Consider the following 19,680-nt stretch of genomic DNA (forward strand, 5'->3'; position numbering starts at 1 on the left):
CCGGTTTTGTGCTGGTATGGCGAAGATTACTTCTGATAAATCTTGTCGAACTCGCCGCCATCGTCAAAGTGTTTCTTTTGCGCTTGTTTCCAGCCGCCAAACACGTCATCGATGGTGAACAGCGTGATCGGCTTGAAGCTGGCCGCGTATTTCTTGGCGACTGCTGCCGAACGGGGGCGCAGATAGTGCTTGGCGACCAGTTCCTGGCCGGGTTCCGAATACAGGTATTGCAGGTAGGCCGTGGCTTCCTTGCGGATGCCGCGGCGGTCGACGACCTTGTCGACGACGGCCACCGGCGACTCTGCCAGGATGGAGATGCTTGGATACACGACTTCGAAGTTGTCGCCGAATTCGGCGCGCACCAGTTGTACTTCATTTTCAAACGTCACCAGCACGTCGCCGATTTCACGCTGCGTGAAGGTGGTCGTGGCGCCGCGGCCGCCGCCGTCCAGCACGGGTACGTTCTTGAACAGCTTGGTAACGAGGTCGCGCGCCTGCGCTTCGCTGCCGCCTTTTTTCACGGCATAGCCCCATGCCGCCAGGTAGGTGTAGCGGCCATTGCCCGAGGTTTTCGGGTTCGGCACGATGACCTTGATGCCGGGCTTGGCCAAGTCGTCCCAATCCTTGATGTGTTTCGGGTTGCCTTTGCGCACCAGGTACACCATGGTCGAATAAAACGGCGCCGCATTGTTCGGGAATTTCTTGGCCCAGTCGGCCACCACGAGGCCGCGGTCGACGAGGATATCGATGTCATTGGCCTGGTTCATGGTCACGACGGACGCTTCCAGGCCATCGGCGACGGAGCGCGCCTGCTTGCTCGAGCCGCCGTGCGACTGCTTGATGGTGATGGTTTCACCCGTTTTGGCTTTCCAGTCAGCAATAAATGCGGGATTCACATCCTTGAACAGTTCGCGCATAACGTCGTACGAGGCGTTCAGCAAGACCACGGGTTCGGCGGCGCTGGCCGCCATGGGCAGGCTCATGGCGGCAGCGGACGCGGCCAGGGCGCTGGCCAGGAACCAGCGGCGCGAGCGTTGGGTGAGCGTCGCTGTGGTGGTCGATACGGCGTTGGAATGGGTCATGTTGAACTCTTGTTGTGAGAATAGATAGACATAGTCTAAAATTCCGGCCGGAAAAGAAACGAATTTTTCGTAATATGCTTAGATTTGATTCCCGTTTACGCTAAAAAACAGATATCGATTTTTGGAAACATTCGTGGGCAAGGCGCGCACCAGCACTTAGTCTGCAGGCATGGCGCCATAGGCAAAACCGGTCTGTGGTGTGCGGCAAAAAACCCGATTGCGCCGCTTGGTGTATAGTCGAATCGCACGATACAGGGGTAAAACCGCCTGCATCGGCAACTGGAATATTTTGTGAGCGTACATGAGTCTTGAAATTCGTATTGCAACATCGACCGACGCTTTCGAGGCGTGCAACGTATTACGACGCTCCATCGTCGAATGCTGCAGCCTCGATCATCGGGACGATCCGGCCATCCTGGAAGCCTGGCTGGGCAATAAAACACCGCAGATGGTGGCGTGCTGGTTCGCGTCGCCCACCAATTTTTCGCTGGTCGCAGTCGAGGCGGGCGCCGTGGTCGGCGTCGGCTTGCTGACGCGCGCCGGCAAGCTGGCCCTGTGCTACCTGCTGCCCGAGGCGCAAGGCCGCGGCGCGGGCAAGGCGCTGGTGGAGCAGCTGGAAGCGCAGGCGCGCGAGTGGGGCATCAAGGCCCTGCAGCTGCACAGCACTGCCAGCAGCCAGGCCTTTTTCGTCAAGCGGGGCTATGTCGAGGCGGGCAATGTGCGTTCGCCATATGGCGTGGAAACGATTTTTTGCTGGAAACAGATTGATCCCGCAGGCATTGCCAGTGGGGATCCCAAGCGCAAGCGCTTTTGCAACTGCAATTCGGCCTGACGGCTAGCTTGTCCTTCAGCCCGCCCATCCGGCGGCGGGCCTTTCCTTCCTTTGAATAGTTCCCCTCAATAACTGATCTGGATATACACGCCTTGTTGCGCGCGATCGTTTGCCGGTAGCAAGGTGCCGCCGGCAAACAGTTTCAGTTCGCCGGGCGCGAAGGCCAGCCAGTCCTCGTTTTGCGTCAGCGGATGCGTGGCGATGACGGCGATGCGGTCGTCCAGATGGTTGTGCTGGCGAAAGTCGATGCTGCGCTTGCAGTCGATCAGTTGCGCTACGGAAAACGGGTATTCGCGTATCACATAGTGCAGATGCGTAGAGCAGTGGGCAAACAGCAGCTCGCCGTCCGACAGGATGAAATTGAAGGTGCCGTGCGCGGCGATGTCCTTGGCGACCTCGGCGATGGCGGCGCGCAAGTCGGCGCGCGCGGGTTCACCGAGGGGAAACTGCGTGCGCAGGGTGGCCAGCAAATGGCAAAACGCCTGCTCGCTATCCGTGTCGCCGCTGGCGCGGTAGTGCGCATTGGCGGGCGCACGCCACGTTTTCAAGTCGCCATTGTGGGCAAATGACCAGGTCTTGCCCCACAGTTCGCGGGCGAACGGGTGGGTGTTTTCCGGCGCGATGCGGCCTTGCGTAGCCTTGCGGATGTGCGCGACGATATTTTTCGCTTTCACGGGATGCTGCTGTACCTGGGCCGCCAGCGGCGAATCGATGGCGGCCAGGTGATCCGTCAGCAGGGTGCAGCCGCTACTGGAATGATAGGCGATGCCCCAGCCGTCGCGGTGCTCGTCCGTGCGTCCGCCCCGCTCGGCAAAGCCGGCAAAGGAAAATCCCAGCGCGGCCGGTTTGCTGCTGTTCATTGCGAGTAACTGGCACATGGTGGCCCTTCCTGATGGTATCGGTACATGTCCACAGTAAAGGCGGGCGCCGGGGGCGGGAACGAATGTTTCCGACTATCGTTATGCGCTGGCCGTCGCAATCCTTATGTGCTCGGCGCATATCAAATGGCGAAACCATTCGTTCTCCTTTGCTTGGCGCTGCCTTACTCTGCACACTTTGGCGCCGTCTTCCCCATGAGGGCAGCTGGCGCAGCCCGATGAAGGAGCACGTATGCCATTTCCCGTCCTGAAAAATTACCTGGCCCGCCTGTCGCACCAAACCCAGGCCGGCACCAGCGTCTGGCTCGACGGGGAGGGCAGGGCGCTGGGGCGCTTTTTCAATTGCACCATGACGAGCGCCTTCCAGCCGCTGCGCGAACTGGACAGCGGCAAGCTGGTGGCGTTCGAAGGGCTGGCGCGCAGCGTGTCGAAGGCGGACGAGGGCTTGTCGCTGTGGCGCTTGCTCGACCACGCAGCCAGCGACGATGAATCCGTGGAGCTGGACCGGTTGTGCCGCATGCTGCACGCGATCAATTTCTTTCGCCAGGGCGAAGCGGAGCAGTCGGACCTGTACCTGAACGTGCATGACCGCCTGCTGAGCGCCGTCAGCAGCAATCACGGCCACGCTTTCCAGCGCATCCTCGACGCGCTTGGCTTGCCCATCGAGCGCATCGTGCTGCAATTGCCGACGGCCACGACTAACCAGGGCTGGCTGCTCAATTACGTGGCCGACAATTATCGGCGCAACGGTTTCCGCCTGGCCATCAATGTGGCCAGCGTGCAGGAGGCGACCGGCATGCTGGAGCGCTTGTCCCCGCATGCGTTCAAGCTCGACGCGGGCAATCTCAGCGACGAGCAGGCCGTCGCCAGCTTCGTTACTCTGTGCCATGCGGCGAAGATCCGCGTCATTTTCAAGCGCCTCGACACGCCGCCGGCGCTGGCCGCGCTGCAGCGGGTCGCCGCCATCACGGGCTTGCCCATCGTGGCCCAGGGATATTTATTGGACAAGCCGTTGACGGCGCTGGCGCAGGCAAGCCGCCACGTGGCGGCCAGCGCGGCCGCCGCATAGGGCACCCAATACCAAAATGAGGGTGACACGATAGGCATTGAGGGTTTTTCTTCGCAGCACAATACGCTATAGTATTCCCATCGTTAAATTGGACTGACTATGGCATCGCGCAGAAATTTTCTACATCACGGTATGGGCCTGGCCGCGCTGGGCCTGGTAGCCACTCCTCTCATCGGCTGCGCCTCGCGCACGGCCGCTCCGGCCTCGGCTTCGGCCAGCGCCAAGCCGCGCGCACCGCGCACGGCCGTGCCGCCCCAGCCGACGCAACTGGCCAGCGTCGACCGCTCGATCACGTCGCAGTCGCGCCAGGCCATCACCGAGATGGAACCGCCGCCCGACATCTTCGACGCGCAGGCGCTGGACCTGGAATTCTGGCTCAAGCCCCGCACCCTGGAAGTGGTGCGCCCGGCCAGCAATGAAAAGGCGAAATTGCTGTACTGGAAAGATGGCGAAGTCATCGATTCGGCTTACCAGGAACTGTGCCACTTGCTGCGCGACGTGAACGGCAAGAAGACGGCGCCGATCGACCCGAAACTGCTGGAAACCCTGTGGGGCACGCAAGCGTTCGTGGCTCGCTACGGCATCGAGCAGCCACTGGAGATCCTGTCGGGCTACCGCACGGCCGAGTCGAACAGCCGCCTGCGCGAAGCGGGCGTGCCGGCCGCGCGCCAGTCGCTGCACATCTCGGGCCGCGCCGCCGACATCCGCGTGGCGAATCTGAACGCGGAAGTGCTCGGTTCGCTCGTGCGCAGCTTCAAGCAGGGCGGCGTGGGCTTTTATTACCGCAATGGCCCGCGCGGCGGCTGGATCCATGCGGATACGGGCCTCCAGCGCGTCTGGAAAGGTTAAACGAAAGATTAAACACCTGACAAAACCGTCGCGAGCGGTAGTGATTTGTGGCCGAGACGCGCAGCCGTACGAAGGTACGGCGAGCATCGCAGGCCGCAAGGCGCACCGCGCAGTAGGTTTGGTCAGGCGTTTTTAGTCGTAGTGGTAGGGCGGCTCCGGCACGCTGTCGGCGTGGATCAGTTCCAGTTCGCGCAGCTTGGCGGGGCGTTCCCACCAGATGCGCCAGCCACGCCGCTGGTTTTCCAGTACTTCCGGGTGTGTCTGCAGATAGCCGTCGATAAAGCGGGTAAAGTCCGAGACATAGCCGCTGCGGCGGTACGGTAGTCGATGGCGCATGCGCGTCCTCCCATGGTTTTTCCTTTTGACCGCCCTGGCGCGCAAAAGTGCCGCACTTTCCACCGCACTTTCCATATTCCCCATGAAACTGTCCAGCCATAACATCGAACTGTTCCTGGCCGTCGTCGATGGCGGTTCGTTCTCGGCCGCCGCGCGCGCCTTGCGGCGGGCGCCATCGGCCGTCAGCATGGCGATGGCCAATATCGAGGCGGAACTGGGTATCGCCCTGTTCGACCGGGGCGCGCGCGAAGCCGTGCCCACGCCGGCCGCCATGGCGCTGCTTCCCCACGCGCGCCTGATCGCTGAGCAGTTGAAGCAGTTGCACCTGCACGTGCAGGAATTGTCGCAGGGACTGGAAAGCCGCATTTCGCTGGGCATCGCGGCCGAGCTCGACCATACGCCCTTCCTGGCCGCCGTGCGCGCGCTGTCGCAGCGCCATCCGCTGCTCGACATCGAAGTGCTGACGGCGCCGCAGGACGATGTGCTCGACATGCTGCACCGGGGCCGCATCAGCGCCTGCATGGCTTTTGCTGGCGGGCGCATCAATCACGAAGAACAGTTCCAGCTGGTGGGCAGCGATGCCTTGCTGGCGATTATCTCCACCCAGCATCCGCCCGACGCGGCGGGCCGGCCCCTGTATATCGAGGAGTTGGTGAACTTGCGCCAGATCATCGTGGCCAGCCGCGAACTCGACCTGGCCGATGCGCGCCCTGTGGTGGGACTGTCCTATTGGCGCACGGACAGTTTGCCGATGGCGCTGGCGATGGTGGAGGCGGGACTGGGCTGGGGCAACTTTGCCGCCTCGGCCATCAAGGATTCGCTGGCGGCAGGGCGTGTGCGCTGCGTGGCATTCAAGAATACGGGCAATGGTCTCGTCGTGCCCATCCACCTCGTGTGGATGAAGGACCGGCCGCTGGGCATGGCGGCGCGGTCCTTTCTTCAGTTGCTCAGCGAAGTGGCCTGAACATTCGCTGGCTCTTCCTTCGGCTGCTGCGCCGACAGGGGCACGCCGAACAGTCCGTCGAAGAAATAGTTGAAGATGAAGCTGTAGCACGGGATGATCAGCATCAGCGCGAAATCGAGCACGAACGCTTGCCACAGGCTGATGTTGAGCCACCAGGCGATCAGCGGGATCAGGTAGATGACCAGGGTGATCTGGAAGCCGATCGCATGCAGGATACGGCGCCAGACCGTGCGCGTGCGCGACACTTGCCGGATTTCCCAGTATTCGAACGCCGTGTTGTAGAGCAGGTTCCAGATCACGGCGATGGTGGTGATCATGATCGCCAGCGGTCCCGTGCTGGTGGGCGATTCGCCCGAAAGCAGAGTCAGCCAGGCCGTGGAAATGGCCATGCCGATGATTTCAAAGGCGGTGACGTAGACGATTTTGCGTTTGATGCCTTGCATGTAAAGCCTGTAAAGAAGAGATGGCGGCTATTTTAAGTCAGGTGTGCTGATGTTTGAAGTCGATAGCTGTCAGTTTTTCTGATTGATTCGGTGTGGGAATACCATGCGCGCCGTGAACGGTGGATAATGGCGGCTGGCGGGCAACCGGTCCCGCCGCATCACCGCAGAAAAGGTCAACGAGCATGCAAGGCGCAGCAGACAGCAATATCCCCGACGTTCCCGACACCCCCGCTAGCCCGGAAGAACGTCCCCGTTTCCGTCCCCGTCCATGGGAGCACCTGGAAACGCCATACGACGTGGAAGTGTGGATCGAGGAACATAACCGCAGCATGCAGGACAATATCCGCGCCACGGAAACGGGCGTGGGTATCTGCTTTACCCTGGCCGAAGGGGGTGATATCTATATGCAGACGAGCGCCGACGGCGCCGTCGTGCTCGACGTGACGCCGGACGCGGCCTGGGTATCTCCGCTGATCAGCGCGGCCACGGGCTGCGAGGCGCCGGACTCGTCCTTGTGGGTCTTGCCCGACGATAAGCTGATCCAGCTGATCGTGGGGCTGTCGAGCCTGGTGGCCAGCACCTTGCTGGTGGTCGGCCATGATTTCGGCTTGCGCCGCCACCGTATGGGCATGGGCCGCTGAGCGGCCCTGTTGCAGAAACGGCATCCATGGCTCGACACTGCGCGTGGCGCGTGCTAGTCTCGCTACTGCACCCACCTGTTTTCCAGGGCGGCCGTGCCAAGGACAGCCATGGATACACCACCGCAAGCGGTACCTGCTCTGGATTCCTCCCCGCCCGGCTACGACGGCGTGCCGCGGCACGTCGCGCCCCTGCTTGACGATGGCGTCTTCAGTCCGGAACGGATGAAGGCCGAACGCGAACAAGCGTATTTCAACGATTTATACCTGCTGGCGCCCGTCGCCTATTTCGTGCTGGGCCTCGATGGCGTGATCCTGCAGGTCAACCTGGTGGCGGCCGAACTGTTCGGCCTGGCGCGCGGGCGTCCCGGCCACGTGCTGTTCCGTTCTTTTGTGCACGAGGCGTTCCGCCGCGATTACGAACAGTTCGTGGAGCGCGTGCTCAATAGCAGCGAGCCCGAGCGCATCCAGCTGCAGGTGCAGCTGCCCCCGCCGCGTCCCGGCGTGCGCGAGGCGGGCTTGCCCGTCAGCCTGCTGGGCAGCGCCGATCCGAACGGCCAGGCGCTGCGGCTGGTGCTCGAGCAGGCCGAGGGCAAGCTGGCCGCGCTCGAACGCAGCGAAGAGCGCTTCCGGCGCATCGTGCACAGCGCCGAGGAGGGCATCTGGGAAATCGATGCGCAGGCGCTGACCAGCTTTGTCAATCCGAAGATGGCGCACATGCTCGATTGCCAGATCGAGGATATGCTGGGCCAGCCGCTGGCGGCCTTCATGGATGAGGAGGGGCGCGCCATCCTCGAGCGCAACATCGCGCGGCGCCAGGACGGCATCGTCGAGCGCCACGAATTCAAGTTCCTGCGGCGCGACGGCAGCACCTTGTGGGCCACCCTGGCCACCAATCCCATCTTCGACTCCAGCGGCACCTACCTGGGCGCGCTGGCGCTGGTCAGCGACATCACGGCGCAGCGCGCCGCGTCCGAGCGCATCTGGCGGCAAGCCAATTTCGACCAGCTGACGGGCTTGCCGAACCGCCACATGTTTCTCGACCGCTTGCAGCACGAGGCGGCCCACGCCAAACGCGAGGGCGCTTGCCTGGCCCTGCTGTTCATCGACCTTGACCATTTCAAGCAGGTGAATGACAGCCTCGGCCACGAGAAGGGCGACATGCTGCTGCGCCAGGTGGCGCGGCGCATCAGCGAGCGCGTGCGCGCCACCGATACGGTCGCGCGCCTGGGCGGCGACGAGTTCACCGTCATCCTCGCTGGCGTGGGGCAGCTGGGCGGCATCGAGCGCGTGCTGCAGGAACTGACGGCCGCGCTGGCCCTGCCGTTCGTGCTCGACGGCGACACGGTGCAAGTGTCGGCCAGCGTGGGCGTGGCCCTGTATCCGGCCGACGCCGAGTCGCCGGACACCTTGCTGCGGCATGCCGACCAGGCCATGTATGCGGCCAAGAGCGCGGGGCGCAACGGCTACAGTTATTTCACACCGGCATTGCAGCAGGCGGCCGAATTGCGCCGCAGCACGGTGCGCGAAATGCGCCTGGCGCTGGCGCAGGACCAGTTCGAAGTCCATTACCAGCCCATCATTCGCCTGTGCGATGGCAGCATCGAGCGGGCCGAGGCGCTGCTGCGCTGGCGCCATCCGCTGCGCGGCTTGCTGGCACCGGCCGATTTCATCGGCTTTGCCGAGGCGAACGGCCTGATCATCGATATCGGCGAGTGGGTGTTTCGCCAGGTCGTGCGCCAGGCGCGGCAGTGGCAGGACGAGCATGGCACCGCGTTCCAGATCAGCATCAACAAGTCGGCCGTGGAATTTCGCTGCGACGCCGCGCTGTACCAGGACTGGGGCGGGCATCTGGCGCGCCACGGCCTGGCGCCGGGCGCCATCGTCATCGAAACAACGGAAGCGGTGCTGCTCGACGAAGCGCGCCAGGTGGTTGACCGGCTGCGCCAGTTCCGCGCCATGGGCCTGGCGCTGGCGCTCGACGATTTCGGCAGCGGCCAGGTGTCGCTCGCGTGCATCCAGAAGGCCGATATCGATTTTCTCAAGATCGACCGTTCGCTGGTCGGCGAACTGGGAAGCGATGGCGCGGGGCAGGGACTGTGCGAGGCGATCATTGCCCTGGCGCAGCGCCTGGGCTTGAAAGTCGTGGCCGAGGGCGTGGAGACGGCGTCGCAGCGCGATCTGCTGCGTGCCGCCGGCTGCGACTATGCGCAGGGGTATTTCTTTTCCCGCGCGCTGCCGGTGGGGCAGATGGACCGCCTGCTGGCGTCTCAGCCGGCGGCCTGAAGCGTCTCCTGCGCCTGGCCGGCGCCTTCCATCAGGTCTTCCACGGCGGCCAGGGTCTCGGCATCGCTGACCGAGGCCAGGGTCAGGCCTGGGGCCAGGATGACGCGGTAATGGCTGCTGGCCGGGTAAAACCAGCGGTAGTTGTCGGTGCGGATGTAGTAGCCGACGATTTTCTTGTCATACGCCGAGGCGATGTGGATCACCGACGTGTCGGGCGACAGCACCAGGTCGCAGCGGCGTATCAGGGCCGCCAGCTCCAGGATGTGGCCGGTGGGCGGCGCGCTCATCACGTTGGCATGGCCGGCGCCGCGCACGATCTCGGCGGCGCGCGCCTCGGTGCCCGGCGCGGCGATCACCAGCAGCGCATGGCGCGGATAGCGTGCCGCCAGGGCGGCGCAGCAGCGCTGTGCATCGGCCACGCTGACCGTGCGTTGCGCATTGCTGCCCTGGAAGTTGAGGCAGAACAAGCCATCATGGGCGCGCAGCAGGCTGTCGCAGGCAGCGTCGACCCGTGCCGCGTGCGCGTCCACGCCGAACAGTTCATAGCGCATATCGATGTCGCGCAGGCCAAACTCCTCGAACGTGGCGAAAAAACTGTGCAGGATGTGGCGGCTGCGGTCGCAGGGCACCGTATGGTCGAACATGCCCAGCTTCGCCGTCGAAGTGCCGTACTTGGGAATGGCAAAGCCCGTCAGGTAGCGGGCGCCCAGCCATTTGATACGCAGCAGCAAGGGAATCGAAAAGCGGTTGTAGGGGTTGAAGATGACGTCGTAGCGGCGCCGGCGCAGGTCGGCGATGGTGGTGCGCAAGTCGCGCAGCAGCGGCTGCTTGTCCCAGATGAGGATCTCGTTCACATGCGGGTTGCCGGCGATGACATCGCGGTTGGCGCTGCTGGCGGCCACATCGATCTGCCAGTGCGGATAGTTTTTCTTCAGCTCGCGCAGCAGGGCCGACGTGACGATCATGTCGCCGATCTTGTCGTTGCGCAAAATCAGCACCTTGCGCACCTTGGCGATGTCGAGGGGCTGCTTGCCGGATTTTCCCAGCAGGGCGTAGCTGATCAGCCGGGCGGCGGTTTTTATCAAGGGAACTCCGGAGGTGGATGACGAAATGCGCCGGCGTAGTGGTGAATCGGCAAGCGACAGCAGCATCTTACGGATTTCCACCGTCCTGAGCTAGGGGGCATGCCCCTTTTATTGCCGCGTGCGCCAGGGCGGCGCACGCACGGGAAGCGGTTATTCCAGGCCCAGCAGGGCGACAACGCGCTCGCGGCTGATGCCGACCAATGCCGAGCTGATCGCCAGCAGCGATTCATAGCCAGGTTCGCTGGCCTTTTGCGTGAAGTTTTCCGCCAGGGTATCCATGCTGACGTTCACTTGCACCGGTTGCGCGCGGGCAACCCGTCCCGTCGCTTGCGCCAGGGCCAGGCTGACGGAGCTGCGCGCCGCCTGCAACTGCGCCAGCGCCTGCACCACTTGCTGCAAGGTGGCGCGCAGGGCTTCCACGTCGCCCGTATTCCATTCTTCCGGGGCGATGGCGGCCGGTTCCGCATCCGTGCGCACGCGGCTCATCTGGCCGGTCGGGTAGCGGATGCCGCTGCCGCGCACGGACAGGCTGTCGCGCACGTTGGCCCAGGCCGCTTCCGATGTGCTGAACACCAGTTCGCCATTCTCGCCCAGCTTGACGCCGATGCCTGATGGCATCAAGGCGCGGTCGAAGCGCGAGACGATTTCATTCGCGCTCAGGCCAGGTTCGATATTGACCGAACGCAAGGCCTGGTTCGCGCCGCCGACGGAAAACGCCAGCACTTCCTGCGGGCCTTCCTGCAGGCTGGCCATGGTCAGGCCGCGGATGCTGAAGTTCTGCTGCGCCGCCTGCGGGCTCGTATAGCCGAGCTGTGCGTCGAGCGTGCCGCCCGAGGCGCTGGCGCGCTGGCGCCAGGTATTGCTGAACTGGCGTACTCTGGCCTCGACTTGCCCTTCGCGGCCCTGTCGCGCGGCCAGCTTGGCTGCCAGCTCGCTTTTCAGCGCTTGCAGCTGGCTGCTGCTGCGTTCCAGGTAGTCGAGTGTTTGTTGCGCGTTGGAAATCTCCCCCTGCAGCTGGTGATCCCAGTTGCTCAGGCCCCGCTGCAGGCTCGCCGTCGACCTCTTCGCCGCTGGCGCCTCGCTGCGCGCACTGGCGCTGCCGTTGATGGCGGCGGATGCGTCATCGACGACGCGGGCTGTGCCAGCGCCTTTGGCATTGACGCCGGAAGAGGAGGAGGTCTGAACGATTTGCATGATGGTCAGAGAAGATCAAACAGGGAAAGGGTGCCCACCTTGGCGTATGCCTTGTATGTTGCCTGCAGGGCCGTCTGGTAGCCGGTCAGTTCGATGGCCGCCGCGCCCATGTCGGTCTTTTTCAGGTCCAGCAGGGCCGAATTGTTCGACAGCGAGACATTCGACAGGTTGCCCGACAGCGTGGTGAGGATGTTTTGCGCGCCACCGAAAATGGCGATCTTGCCGGAGAGCAAATCCATGCCATCGTCGGTGCCGCCGAGGCCATCGTTGACGATGGCGCGCACGGCCGGGTCATTCGGGTTGACGCCCGGCGTGCCGAGGGTGGTGACCACCTGGTCGATCTTGTTGAGCCACACTTCCAGGTTCTTCACGTCGACGTTGGCAGCCTGCGTCACGCCATTGCCGACCACGACGGTCTGCGTGTCGGTATTGCCGACGTAGCTGTAGCGCGAACCGACGGCTGCCGCCGGGTCGTATTTGATCGCAGGCTGGTCGGTGGCGGTACCGGAAAACATGTAGCGGCCTTCCTGGTCCTTCAGGTTGGCCGTGTACAGCACGCTGTCGCGCATGGCTGTCAGCGATTGCGTCATCGCGTTCAAGTCGCCGGGCGTATTGCTGCCGTCGGCGGCCCACACCAGCAGGTCGCGCGCCTGGCCCATGTCGGTAACCATGCTCGACAGGTAGTTTTCGTTCTTCAGCAGGCGCACTTTTACCGTAGCGATATTGTCCTGGTACTGGGTGACCATGGCTTGCTCGCGCGTCAGGCGCGAAATGCGGACGTTGCCGATCGGATCGTCCGATGGCAGCTGGATGCGCAGGCCCGACGACATCTGCTGGGTCAGGAAGTTGATGCGTTCCTGGTTTTGCTGAAGCGAAATATTGATCAGCGATTGGTACTGGCTGCTGGCGACACGCATGATCTTCTCCTTAACCCATCATTTGCAAAGTGGCGTCAAACAGGCTATTCGCCACGGAAATGACTTTCATGTTTGCCTGATACATATTCTGGAATTCGACCAGGCTCATCGCTTCTTCGTCCTTGTTCACGCCGCTGGTGGACTTCCAGTCGTCGATCGCTTGCGAACGCACCGTGTTGGCCGTCTTCAGCAGGGCCTGGTTCTGCTGGCTGTAGATACCGAGCTTGCCGACCAGCTGCGTGTCCGCGTCGCTCATCAGGACGGAACCGACCCAGCTGACGGTGATCGGTTGATTCTTGATCTCGATTAATTTTTGCAAGTTGCCGCTATCGCCGGCCTGGCCCGTCAGCGACAGGGCCAGATCCTTGGCGTTGAAGCCGGGGGTAATGCTCAGCTTGCCATTCGCATACACCAGCAGGGGGCCGCCCGGCGCGCCGGCCATGGTTTTTCCCAGTGCCAGCTGCGCGTTGACCTTGTTGGTCAACTGGGTCGCCATGTCTTGCAGCGACTGCTGCAGCGGTTTCAGGGTATTTTGCTCGAACTCGCCCAGGCCGCCCATCTGGCCGCCGATGGTGACCGGGTCGAGCTTGTACGAGGACTTGGCGAAATCGAGGCTCAGGGTTTGCTCGCCCGTGTTCGTCATGTTGCTGCTCAGGGTACCTGCCATGCTGCCGATGACCAGCGGCTGGCCCGATTTCAGCGAGACATTGCGCGACCCGTCCGGCTGGTCGAGCACCTCGATGCCCATTTGCGCGGCCAGGCTATCGATCAGCTGGTCGCGCGCATCCATCAGCGACGACACATTCGTGCCCGCGGCCGTGGAGGTGCTGATACGCTGGTTCAGCGCGGCGATATTGGCCAGCGCGGTATTGGCTTGCGGCACGATCGCTGCCCGTTGCTGCTGCAACGACAGCAGCTGGTTGCCCATGACGGTGCTGATGCTGTTGAAGCGCTGCGCCATGGCGTCGGCGGAGGTGACGATCTGCTGGCGCAGCGGCGTCGACGTCGGGTCGACGGCCGAGGCGTTGAGGGCGGCGAAAAAGCCGTCGATGCCATTGCTGATGCTCGACGCATCGTCGCCCATCACGCGCTCGAGCTGGGTCAGATAAGGCTGGGTCTGCGAACGGGCGCCCTGGTCGGACGCGGCGCGCCACATTTGCTGGCTTTTATAAGCATCGGCAAAGCGCAGCAGGGCCGACACTTCCACGCCATTGCCGGCCGAGCGCACGCCCACGCCTGCGCCAAGCGAGGACAACAGTACGCCCTGGCGCGTGTAGCCCGCCGTTTGCAGGTTGGCGATGTTCTGGCTGGCCGCATTGAGTGCGGCCTGGGCGGCGATGCTGCCTGACAATGCATTGCTGATGATGCTCATTGGGCAAGTTTCTTTCGTGAAGAGTGTGGCGCGTGCGGGTGGGCAGGCATTGAATCGATATTACCTTGTACAGGCGACGCTTCAGACGGATTTATTAAGCGGCGCTGCGATATTGTCGGTCTTGACGGCGCTTTTGGCTGCCACGGGGGCGCCGGCCGCCGGCAGCAGCTGGCGCAGGATGGCGTCGGCGATGCCGAAGGCGCGCTGGCCGGCCATCTTGTCGGCCACCAGATTGTCGGCCATTTCCAGCATGTCGCTGTTGACGGGATCCTTGAAGACGCTGTCTTCGCCCGCCATCTCCCGCGTGCCCGAACGCATCTGGCGCAGCATGTGCGAGATGAAGAAGGCTTCGAACTTGACGGCAGCCTCGGTGGCCTTGGCCGCATAGCGGGGATCGGCCGGCGTGGCGGCGGCAGGGGACTTGTCGTCGAGCGCCGAAGGCAGGGCGCTGCTGCTGTCGTTGATATTCATCATATGACCACCAGTTCGCCTTCGATGGCCCCGGCTTGGTCCAGGGCTTGCAGAATTGCCATGATGTCGTCGGGCGAAGCGCCCAGGCTGTTGACGACGTCGATGATGGCCTGCAGCTTGGCGCCGGCCGGCCATTTGAACATATTGCCGTTGCCCTGGTCGACGGACACCTTCGATTGCGGCGTGACGGTGGTCTGGCCGCGGCCGAACGGCGCCGGCTGGCTCACTGCCGAGCTTTCGGAAATGACCACTTTCAGCGAGCCGTGCGTGACGGCGGCCGCTTTTACGCGCAAGCCTTCGGCGATGACCACGGTGCCGGTGCGCGAATTGAACACCACTTTCGGCGTATCGACGCCGACATCGACGGAGAGCGCTTCCAGCTTGGCCATGAAGGCCACGCGCTGGGTCGGGTTTTCCGGCGCCAGCACTTCCACGCTGGTGGCGTCGCGCGTGGTGGCGACGGCGCCAAAGCGGCGGTTGACGGCTTCGACGATATTGATGGCCGTCTCGAAATGCGGGTGGCGCAAGTTCAGGGTGACAGTCGGCTTGGTCGAAAAATCGCTGAGGATTTCGCGCTCGATGTTGGCGCCGTTGGGAATGCGGCCCGAGGTGGGCGTGTTGACGGTGACGGACGAGCCGCTCTTGCCCGTGGCGTTCAAGCCGCCGACGACGACGTTGCCTTGCGCCAGTGCATACGTTTCATTATCGGCCGCGCGCAATTGCGTCAGCAACAAGGTGCCGCCCCGCAAGCTTTTCGCATCGCCCAGGGACGAGACGGTGACGTCGATGGCCTGGCCACGGCGGTATCCTGGGGGAAACACGGCGCTGACCATGACGGTGGCGACGTTCTTGCTTTTCGATTCGGCGCCGTCCGGCATCTTCACGCCGAACTGCTTGAGCATGTTGACCACGGACTGGCTGGAAAATTTTACCTGGGTGGTGTCGCCGCTGCCGTTCAGGCCCACGACGAGACCGTAGCCGACCAGCGGGTTGTCGCGCACGCCCTCGATGCTGACCAGGTTGCGCAGCACTTGCGCGGCGCTGGCGGGCAGGGCAAAGCCGGACAGCGCAGCGAGCATGGCTGCCAGGGGCAGGGCGGAACGAAATTTCATGAGCTCACCTTAAAACGGCATCCATGGGCCGACGAAGAAGCGCGTCAGCCAGCCTGGTTTGTTGGCTTCGGCCAGGGTGCCCTGGCCGGAATAGGCGATCTGCGCATTGGCGATGCGCAACGATGACACCTGGTTGTTCGAATCGATATCGGCCGCGCGCAGGTAGCCGCGCAGGCGCACGAATTCCTCGCCCTGGTTCAGGGTCAGGGTTTTCTCGCCTTGCACACGCAGCAAGCCGTTCGGCAGCACTTCCTGCACGATCACGGTGATGGCGCCGGACAGCGCGTTTTGCTGTGTGCTGGTCGAGTCGCCGGCGAAATTGCGGTCGGCCGACAGGTCGATGCCCGTCTTGGGGAAGGTCTTGCCGAGGATGTTGGCCGCCTGCACGCCGACGGACGAACCCTTGTTGAACGAGGTGCCGGCCTTCTTGCTGGCCTGCGTGGTTTCCTGCAGCGCCACGGTGACGACGTCGCCGACGCGGAAGGCGCGGCTGTCGGAAGTCAGGGCCAGGCCCGCGTCGGGATTGAAGACGCCGCCGCTCACGCCGCCTTGCGCAGCGCTGCGCGGCGCCACGGGCAGCGGCGTATCGGAAAAGCTGGGCGCCAGCGGCGCCATCGGCTGGCTGGCGCAACCGGCCATCAACACCAGCAGCATGGCGGCCGTGGCTTTCATGGCGGCTGTCATCAGCGTGCCGCTTGCGCCAGGTATTGCAGCATATTGTCGGCGGCCGACAGCACCTTGGTGTTCATTTCATAGGTGCGCTGGGCAGCGATCATGTCGACCATCTCTTCGACCACCTGCACGTTCGAGCCTTCCAGCGCGAACTGTTTCAGCTTGCCCAGGGCGCCTTCGCCGGGACGGCCTTCCGTCGGCGTGCCGCTCGATGCCGTTTCCTGGAACAGGTTTTCACCGAGTGCCAGCAGGCCCGTCGGGTTGACGAAGCTGGAAAGGTTCAACTGGCCCAGTTCGGTACCGGCGACATTGCCCGGCACGGTGGCCGTGACCATGCCGTTTTCGCCGATGGTGATCGCCGTGGCATTGTTCGGCACGGTGATCTGCGGCACCAGGGGCAAGCCCTGGGCGTTGACCATCACGCCGTTTTCATTGATGCCCAGCTGGCCGGCGCGCGTGTAGGCCGCTTCGCCGTTCGGGCGCAGCACTTGCAAAAAGCCGTTGCCGGTGATGGCGACGTCGAATTCGCGGCTCGTCGTTTGCAGGCTGCCGGTGGTAAACACCTTTTGCGTGCCCACCATGTGGGTACCGTTACCCAGCTGTACGCCCGATGGCGAGAGGGTATTGTCGGCGCGCTGCGTGCCCGGCTGCTGCTCGACCTGGTAAAACAGGTCTTCGAAGACGACGCGGTCGCGCTTGAAACCAACGGTATTGACGTTGGCCAGGTTATTCGCGATGGCTTGCAGTTTGGCATCTTGTGCCTGCACGCCGGTCTTGCTGATCCACATTGCTGGATTCATGATTTACTCCTGGTAATTGGTTGGCGTTGGGCTTAGGCGCCCAGCAGGCGGTTGCCGGATTCAGTCATCGCGTCGCTGGCCTTGAAAATTTTCATCTGCATCTCGAAACTGCGATTCAGGCTCATGGTGGCGACCATTTCCTCGACGGCCGAGACGTTGCTGCCTTCCAGGTGGCGGTCGCGGATGCGTACCGCCGGGTCGGCCTGCAAGTCTTCGCCGCTGCGCGCCACGATCAGGCCCGCTTCGTTCTTCGTCAGCTCGCCCGATTCCGCATTGACCAGCTTGAGCTTGTCGACGGTCTGCATTTGCGCGGTGCCCGGCACCTGGATGGAAATCGTGCCATCGCCGCCGATCGACAGGCTGGTGTGCTCGGGAATCGTGATGGGTCCGCCTTCGCCCAGCACGGGCCGGCCGTTGATGGTCAGCGCGCCCGTTTCATCGAGGTCCATGGCGCCGGCGCGCGTGTAGGCTTCGCCGTTTTGCCATTGCACCGCGAGAAAGCCGGGGCCCGTGACGGCCACGTCGAGCTCGCGCCCGGTTTCCTTGATGGCGCCCGTGCGCGTGCCGATGGCGCTCGACTGCGTCTGCGTCATGTGACGGTCGTCGTAGCCATAGCCGTTTTGCAGCGGCTGGGCAGTGGACACTTCCAGGTTGGCGCGAAAGCCGCCCGTCTCGATATTGGCCAGGTTGTTGGCGTGTACCTGCTGTGCCCGCAGGGCACGGTCGGCCCCGCTCATGGCGGTATAAATCAGCGCATCCATTGCTCTTTACCTTTGCGTATCGTGGATTACAGCGCTTGCATCAGCGATTGCAGCATGGCGTTCTCGGTCGAGATGACCTTCGAGTTGGCCTGGTAGTTACGCTGCGACGTCATCAGGCCCACCAGTTCGGAGGTGATGTCGACGTTCGACTGTTCCAGCGAGCTCGTTACCAGTTTGCCGGCCATGCCGACGCCCGGACGGTCATAGATGGGGGTGCCGGACGTGGTCGAGGCGACCCAGCTGGTATCGTTGACGGCCGTCAACGCGCCTTCGTCGGGGAAGGTGGCCAAGGCGATCACGCCGATGCTCTGCTTCTGGCCATTCGTGTATTTCGCCACGACGGAGCCGTCATCGGCCAGTTCCACGCCCGTGTAGGTGCCCGAGGAATAGCCGTCGGCGCGGTCGGTCGAGGTCGTCGCTTCGCCGGCGTACTGGGTGGTGCCCGTGTAGTCGATGGCGATCGCCAGTGCCGCGGCGCCAGCCGGCGTCGGCAGCGCTGGCGCGGCGGCCGTGCCGGTCACCAGCTTGCCGTTCGTGTCGAAGGTCATGCTCGTCACCGGTGTCACATCGGCGTTGTCGAAGGTGTAGTGCACGTCCACGCCCGTTGTCGTCTTGACGAAGTACTGGCCCAGCGAGTGCTTGGCGCCCAGCGAATCGTAGACGATCGAGGTCTTGGCGCTGTTGTAGCTCAGTTCGTTGGTCTTGTTGAAGGGCACAGCCTTGATGGTCCATTCGGACGACATGTTGGCCGCATACGCCAGCTTGGTCGACGCCACGGCGGGAATCTGGCCCGTCGGAATGATCATGTCACCCATGGTGCCCAAGGTGGTGCTGCCCTTGACGGCGGCGTAGCCTTGGACCAGGCGGCCGTTCGAATCGATCAGCTTGCCTTCATTGCTGGCCGAGAAGATGCCGACACGGCTGTAGCTCATGGTGTTTTGCGCATCGCGTGCGACGAAATAGCCGCGGCCGTCGATGGCTGCGTCGAGCGCGCGGCCCGTGTTCAGCACGCCGCCATTGAGCGACATGCTTTGCGTGATCGAGCCGATTTCCGTACCCGTGGCGCGCGAACCGGCGTACATGGCCGAAAAGTTGGCGCGGCTGCTCTTGAAGCCGTAGGTGCCGGCGTTGGCGATATTGTTACTGGTGCTGTTCAACTGTTGGTTGATGGACTGGATACCGGACAGGGCGATGTCGAAACTCATGTTGATTTCCTTTAGTGAAGGACGAGATTAGTGTGCAGGAAACGAAGGGGCGAGCGGATCAGGCCGTCTTGCCGTTAAAGCCGGTGATCGCGCCAGGGTTGACTTCGCCCAGGTTCGACACGCTCAGTATCATGCTGCCGCCGGACGACAGGCGCACGCTGTTAAGCTTGCCTGCGATGTCGACCGTCGGTTTTTCGGCGCCGCTGGTGGTGACCTTCATGCTGTAGGTGCCGGCAGGCAAGCCCAAGGCCACGGGATCGATGCTGAACGGCACCGTACCGGCCGACTTGGCGCCCAGTTCGATCTTGTATTCCTTGTCGTCCAGCCCTTTCAGGGTCACCGTGGTCTTGGTGGTGCTGGCGGCCAGCGCGATGCTGCCGCTGACCTTGCTCTTGTCGAGCTGCACCGTTTCACTGTTGACCATCACTTCGGAACCCACTTGCGCGCCCAGGGCCAGTACTTGCATCGATTGCAACACGCTGGCATTGGCGCTGGTCAGCGACGACAGGTTTTGCATCGCTTCCGTCTGCGCCTGCTGCGTCAATTGATTGACGAACTGGCTCGGGTCGGTCGGTGCGAGGGGATCCTGGTTCTTGATCTGGGCGACCAGCAATTTGGTGAACATATCCTGGGTGGCATTGCTTTGCGACTTGACGGCATTGTTGCTGCTGCCGCTGCCGCTGGTATTGTTTGTAAAGAGATTGGTTTCCATGG

At 63.1% G+C, this 19,680-nt stretch carries 21 protein-coding genes; 6 read left to right on the forward strand and 15 right to left on the reverse strand.

The genetic code is table 11. The annotated features are described in order from the left end of the window. Window positions 1-26 precede the first annotated feature (26 nt). Window positions 27-1,082, reverse strand: a complete 1,056-nt coding sequence (locus tag SKZ59_RS22555) for a sulfate ABC transporter substrate-binding protein (protein WP_319993012.1) — start codon at window positions 1,080-1,082, stop codon at window positions 27-29. Window positions 1,083-1,383: 301 nt separating this feature from the next. Here SKZ59_RS22555 and SKZ59_RS22560 point away from each other — a divergent pair, with 301 nt between their 5' ends. Then, on the forward strand, window positions 1,384-1,914 hold the full coding sequence (locus SKZ59_RS22560; RefSeq protein ID WP_034757728.1) for a GNAT family N-acetyltransferase: 531 nt from the start codon (window positions 1,384-1,386) through the stop codon (window positions 1,912-1,914). 65 nt (window positions 1,915-1,979) lie between these two features. Here the strand turns inward: SKZ59_RS22560 and SKZ59_RS22565 are convergent, their stop codons facing one another. Continuing rightward, window positions 1,980-2,792 carry a class II glutamine amidotransferase gene (locus SKZ59_RS22565; protein WP_319993013.1) on the reverse strand — a complete coding sequence of 271 codons (813 nt, stop codon included), beginning with the start codon at window positions 2,790-2,792 and terminating at the stop codon, window positions 1,980-1,982. A 232-nt stretch (window positions 2,793-3,024) separates the two neighbouring features. Between SKZ59_RS22565 and SKZ59_RS22570 the strand changes: the two genes are divergently transcribed. Both SKZ59_RS22570 and SKZ59_RS22575 read left to right on the forward strand, forming a co-directional pair. Beyond that, complete coding sequence (locus SKZ59_RS22570; protein WP_319993014.1) at window positions 3,025-3,861, forward strand: EAL domain-containing protein; 837 nt, start codon at window positions 3,025-3,027, stop codon at window positions 3,859-3,861. Between the two features lie 99 nt (window positions 3,862-3,960). Next, window positions 3,961-4,710, forward strand: coding sequence for a YcbK family protein (locus SKZ59_RS22575; RefSeq protein ID WP_374106846.1), 750 nt, complete (start codon window positions 3,961-3,963; stop codon window positions 4,708-4,710). 132 nt (window positions 4,711-4,842) lie between these two features. Here the strand turns inward: SKZ59_RS22575 and SKZ59_RS22580 are convergent, their stop codons facing one another. Beyond that, a complete protein-coding gene (locus tag SKZ59_RS22580) occupies window positions 4,843-5,046 on the reverse strand; it encodes a DUF3460 family protein (RefSeq protein ID WP_070303076.1) in 204 nt (67 codons plus the stop codon). Window positions 5,047-5,128: 82 nt separating this feature from the next. Here SKZ59_RS22580 and SKZ59_RS22585 point away from each other — a divergent pair, with 82 nt between their 5' ends. Beyond that, entirely contained in the window at window positions 5,129-6,010 is an 882-nt protein-coding gene (locus tag SKZ59_RS22585; RefSeq protein ID WP_319993015.1) for a LysR family transcriptional regulator, read from the forward strand. Here the strand turns inward: SKZ59_RS22585 and SKZ59_RS22590 are convergent. Continuing rightward, the gene (locus SKZ59_RS22590; protein WP_319993016.1) at window positions 5,986-6,453 is read right to left on the reverse strand and encodes a PACE efflux transporter; all 468 of its coding nucleotides are present in this window, start codon (window positions 6,451-6,453) and stop codon (window positions 5,986-5,988) included. The two genes, SKZ59_RS22585 and SKZ59_RS22590, sit on opposite strands and share 25 nt — an antisense overlap. 182 nt (window positions 6,454-6,635) lie before the next feature. Here SKZ59_RS22590 and SKZ59_RS22595 point away from each other — a divergent pair, with 182 nt between their 5' ends. Together SKZ59_RS22595 and SKZ59_RS22600 are read left to right on the forward strand one after the other, a co-directional pair. Beyond that, window positions 6,636-7,094, forward strand: coding sequence for a hypothetical protein (locus SKZ59_RS22595; protein ID WP_034757746.1), 459 nt, complete (start codon window positions 6,636-6,638; stop codon window positions 7,092-7,094). Between the two features lie 108 nt (window positions 7,095-7,202). Then, window positions 7,203-9,377 (forward strand): putative bifunctional diguanylate cyclase/phosphodiesterase, encoded by a 2,175-nt coding sequence (locus SKZ59_RS22600; RefSeq protein ID WP_319993017.1) that lies wholly within the window; start codon window positions 7,203-7,205, stop codon window positions 9,375-9,377. Here the strand turns inward: SKZ59_RS22600 and SKZ59_RS22605 are convergent. From SKZ59_RS22605 to SKZ59_RS22655, 11 genes are all read right to left on the reverse strand, one after another. Next, on the reverse strand, window positions 9,362-10,462 hold the full coding sequence (locus SKZ59_RS22605) for a glycosyltransferase family 9 protein (RefSeq protein WP_319993018.1): 1,101 nt from the start codon (window positions 10,460-10,462) through the stop codon (window positions 9,362-9,364). The genes SKZ59_RS22600 and SKZ59_RS22605 overlap by 16 nt on opposite strands. Window positions 10,463-10,612: 150 nt before the next feature. Beyond that, window positions 10,613-11,656 (reverse strand): hypothetical protein, encoded by a 1,044-nt coding sequence (locus SKZ59_RS22610; protein WP_070303082.1) that lies wholly within the window; start codon window positions 11,654-11,656, stop codon window positions 10,613-10,615. A 5-nt stretch (window positions 11,657-11,661) separates the two neighbouring features. Further along, window positions 11,662-12,573 carry a flagellar hook-associated protein FlgL gene (flgL, locus tag SKZ59_RS22615; protein WP_070303083.1) on the reverse strand — a complete coding sequence of 304 codons (912 nt, stop codon included), beginning with the start codon at window positions 12,571-12,573 and terminating at the stop codon, window positions 11,662-11,664. A gap of 10 nt (window positions 12,574-12,583) precedes the next feature. Further along, a complete protein-coding gene (flgK, locus tag SKZ59_RS22620) occupies window positions 12,584-13,945 on the reverse strand; it encodes a flagellar hook-associated protein FlgK (RefSeq protein WP_319993019.1) in 1,362 nt (453 codons plus the stop codon). 81 nt (window positions 13,946-14,026) lie between these two features. Continuing rightward, complete coding sequence (locus tag SKZ59_RS22625; protein ID WP_413774590.1) at window positions 14,027-14,419, reverse strand: flagellar biosynthesis protein FlgJ; 393 nt, start codon at window positions 14,417-14,419, stop codon at window positions 14,027-14,029. Then, on the reverse strand, window positions 14,416-15,528 hold the full coding sequence (locus tag SKZ59_RS22630) for a flagellar basal body P-ring protein FlgI (protein WP_034757769.1): 1,113 nt from the start codon (window positions 15,526-15,528) through the stop codon (window positions 14,416-14,418). The genes SKZ59_RS22625 and SKZ59_RS22630 overlap by 4 nt, the downstream gene beginning before the upstream one ends. A gap of 9 nt (window positions 15,529-15,537) precedes the next feature. Beyond that, a complete protein-coding gene (gene flgH, locus SKZ59_RS22635) occupies window positions 15,538-16,200 on the reverse strand; it encodes a flagellar basal body L-ring protein FlgH (RefSeq protein WP_235194328.1) in 663 nt (220 codons plus the stop codon). Window positions 16,201-16,211: 11 nt separating this feature from the next. Next, window positions 16,212-17,000 carry a flagellar basal-body rod protein FlgG gene (gene flgG, locus SKZ59_RS22640; RefSeq protein WP_167468652.1) on the reverse strand — a complete coding sequence of 263 codons (789 nt, stop codon included), beginning with the start codon at window positions 16,998-17,000 and terminating at the stop codon, window positions 16,212-16,214. Between the two features lie 32 nt (window positions 17,001-17,032). Beyond that, window positions 17,033-17,761: a flagellar basal body rod protein FlgF gene (locus tag SKZ59_RS22645; RefSeq protein WP_034757782.1), complete on the reverse strand. Its 729-nt coding sequence runs from the start codon at window positions 17,759-17,761 to the stop codon at window positions 17,033-17,035. A gap of 26 nt (window positions 17,762-17,787) precedes the next feature. After that, entirely contained in the window at window positions 17,788-18,966 is a 1,179-nt protein-coding gene (locus tag SKZ59_RS22650; protein ID WP_034757786.1) for a flagellar hook protein FlgE, read from the reverse strand. A 58-nt stretch (window positions 18,967-19,024) separates the two neighbouring features. Further along, on the reverse strand, window positions 19,025-19,678 hold the full coding sequence (locus SKZ59_RS22655) for a flagellar hook capping FlgD N-terminal domain-containing protein (RefSeq protein ID WP_034757790.1): 654 nt from the start codon (window positions 19,676-19,678) through the stop codon (window positions 19,025-19,027). Window positions 19,679-19,680 lie beyond the last annotated feature (2 nt).

The organism is Janthinobacterium sp. GMG2 (assembly GCF_033949445.1).
Lineage (GTDB): Bacteria > Pseudomonadota > Gammaproteobacteria > Burkholderiales > Burkholderiaceae_D > Janthinobacterium > Janthinobacterium aestuarii.

Excerpts from the sequence above, each read along its gene's own strand:
- SKZ59_RS22555 (WP_319993012.1), bottom strand. The coding sequence starts at position 1,082 with ATGACCCATTCCAACGCCGTATCGACCACCACAGCGACGCTCACCCAA.
- SKZ59_RS22560 (WP_034757728.1), top strand. The coding sequence starts at position 1,384 with ATGAGTCTTGAAATTCGTATTGCAACATCGACCGACGCTTTCGAGGCG.
- SKZ59_RS22565 (WP_319993013.1), bottom strand. The coding sequence starts at position 2,792 with ATGTGCCAGTTACTCGCAATGAACAGCAGCAAACCGGCCGCGCTGGGA.
- SKZ59_RS22570 (WP_319993014.1), top strand. The coding sequence starts at position 3,025 with ATGCCATTTCCCGTCCTGAAAAATTACCTGGCCCGCCTGTCGCACCAA.
- SKZ59_RS22575 (WP_374106846.1), top strand. The coding sequence starts at position 3,961 with ATGGCATCGCGCAGAAATTTTCTACATCACGGTATGGGCCTGGCCGCG.
- SKZ59_RS22580 (WP_070303076.1), bottom strand. The coding sequence starts at position 5,046 with ATGCGCCATCGACTACCGTACCGCCGCAGCGGCTATGTCTCGGACTTT.
- SKZ59_RS22585 (WP_319993015.1), top strand. The coding sequence starts at position 5,129 with ATGAAACTGTCCAGCCATAACATCGAACTGTTCCTGGCCGTCGTCGAT.
- SKZ59_RS22590 (WP_319993016.1), bottom strand. The coding sequence starts at position 6,453 with ATGCAAGGCATCAAACGCAAAATCGTCTACGTCACCGCCTTTGAAATC.
- SKZ59_RS22595 (WP_034757746.1), top strand. The coding sequence starts at position 6,636 with ATGCAAGGCGCAGCAGACAGCAATATCCCCGACGTTCCCGACACCCCC.
- SKZ59_RS22600 (WP_319993017.1), top strand. The coding sequence starts at position 7,203 with ATGGATACACCACCGCAAGCGGTACCTGCTCTGGATTCCTCCCCGCCC.
- SKZ59_RS22610 (WP_070303082.1), bottom strand. The coding sequence starts at position 11,656 with ATGCAAATCGTTCAGACCTCCTCCTCTTCCGGCGTCAATGCCAAAGGC.
- flgL (WP_070303083.1), bottom strand. The coding sequence starts at position 12,573 with ATGCGTGTCGCCAGCAGCCAGTACCAATCGCTGATCAATATTTCGCTT.
- flgK (WP_319993019.1), bottom strand. The coding sequence starts at position 13,945 with ATGAGCATCATCAGCAATGCATTGTCAGGCAGCATCGCCGCCCAGGCC.
- SKZ59_RS22625 (WP_413774590.1), bottom strand. The coding sequence starts at position 14,419 with ATGATGAATATCAACGACAGCAGCAGCGCCCTGCCTTCGGCGCTCGAC.
- SKZ59_RS22630 (WP_034757769.1), bottom strand. The coding sequence starts at position 15,528 with ATGAAATTTCGTTCCGCCCTGCCCCTGGCAGCCATGCTCGCTGCGCTG.
- flgH (WP_235194328.1), bottom strand. The coding sequence starts at position 16,200 with ATGAAAGCCACGGCCGCCATGCTGCTGGTGTTGATGGCCGGTTGCGCC.
- flgG (WP_167468652.1), bottom strand. The coding sequence starts at position 17,000 with ATGAATCCAGCAATGTGGATCAGCAAGACCGGCGTGCAGGCACAAGAT.
- SKZ59_RS22645 (WP_034757782.1), bottom strand. The coding sequence starts at position 17,761 with ATGGATGCGCTGATTTATACCGCCATGAGCGGGGCCGACCGTGCCCTG.
- SKZ59_RS22650 (WP_034757786.1), bottom strand. The coding sequence starts at position 18,966 with ATGAGTTTCGACATCGCCCTGTCCGGTATCCAGTCCATCAACCAACAG.
- SKZ59_RS22655 (WP_034757790.1), bottom strand. The coding sequence starts at position 19,678 with ATGGAAACCAATCTCTTTACAAACAATACCAGCGGCAGCGGCAGCAGC.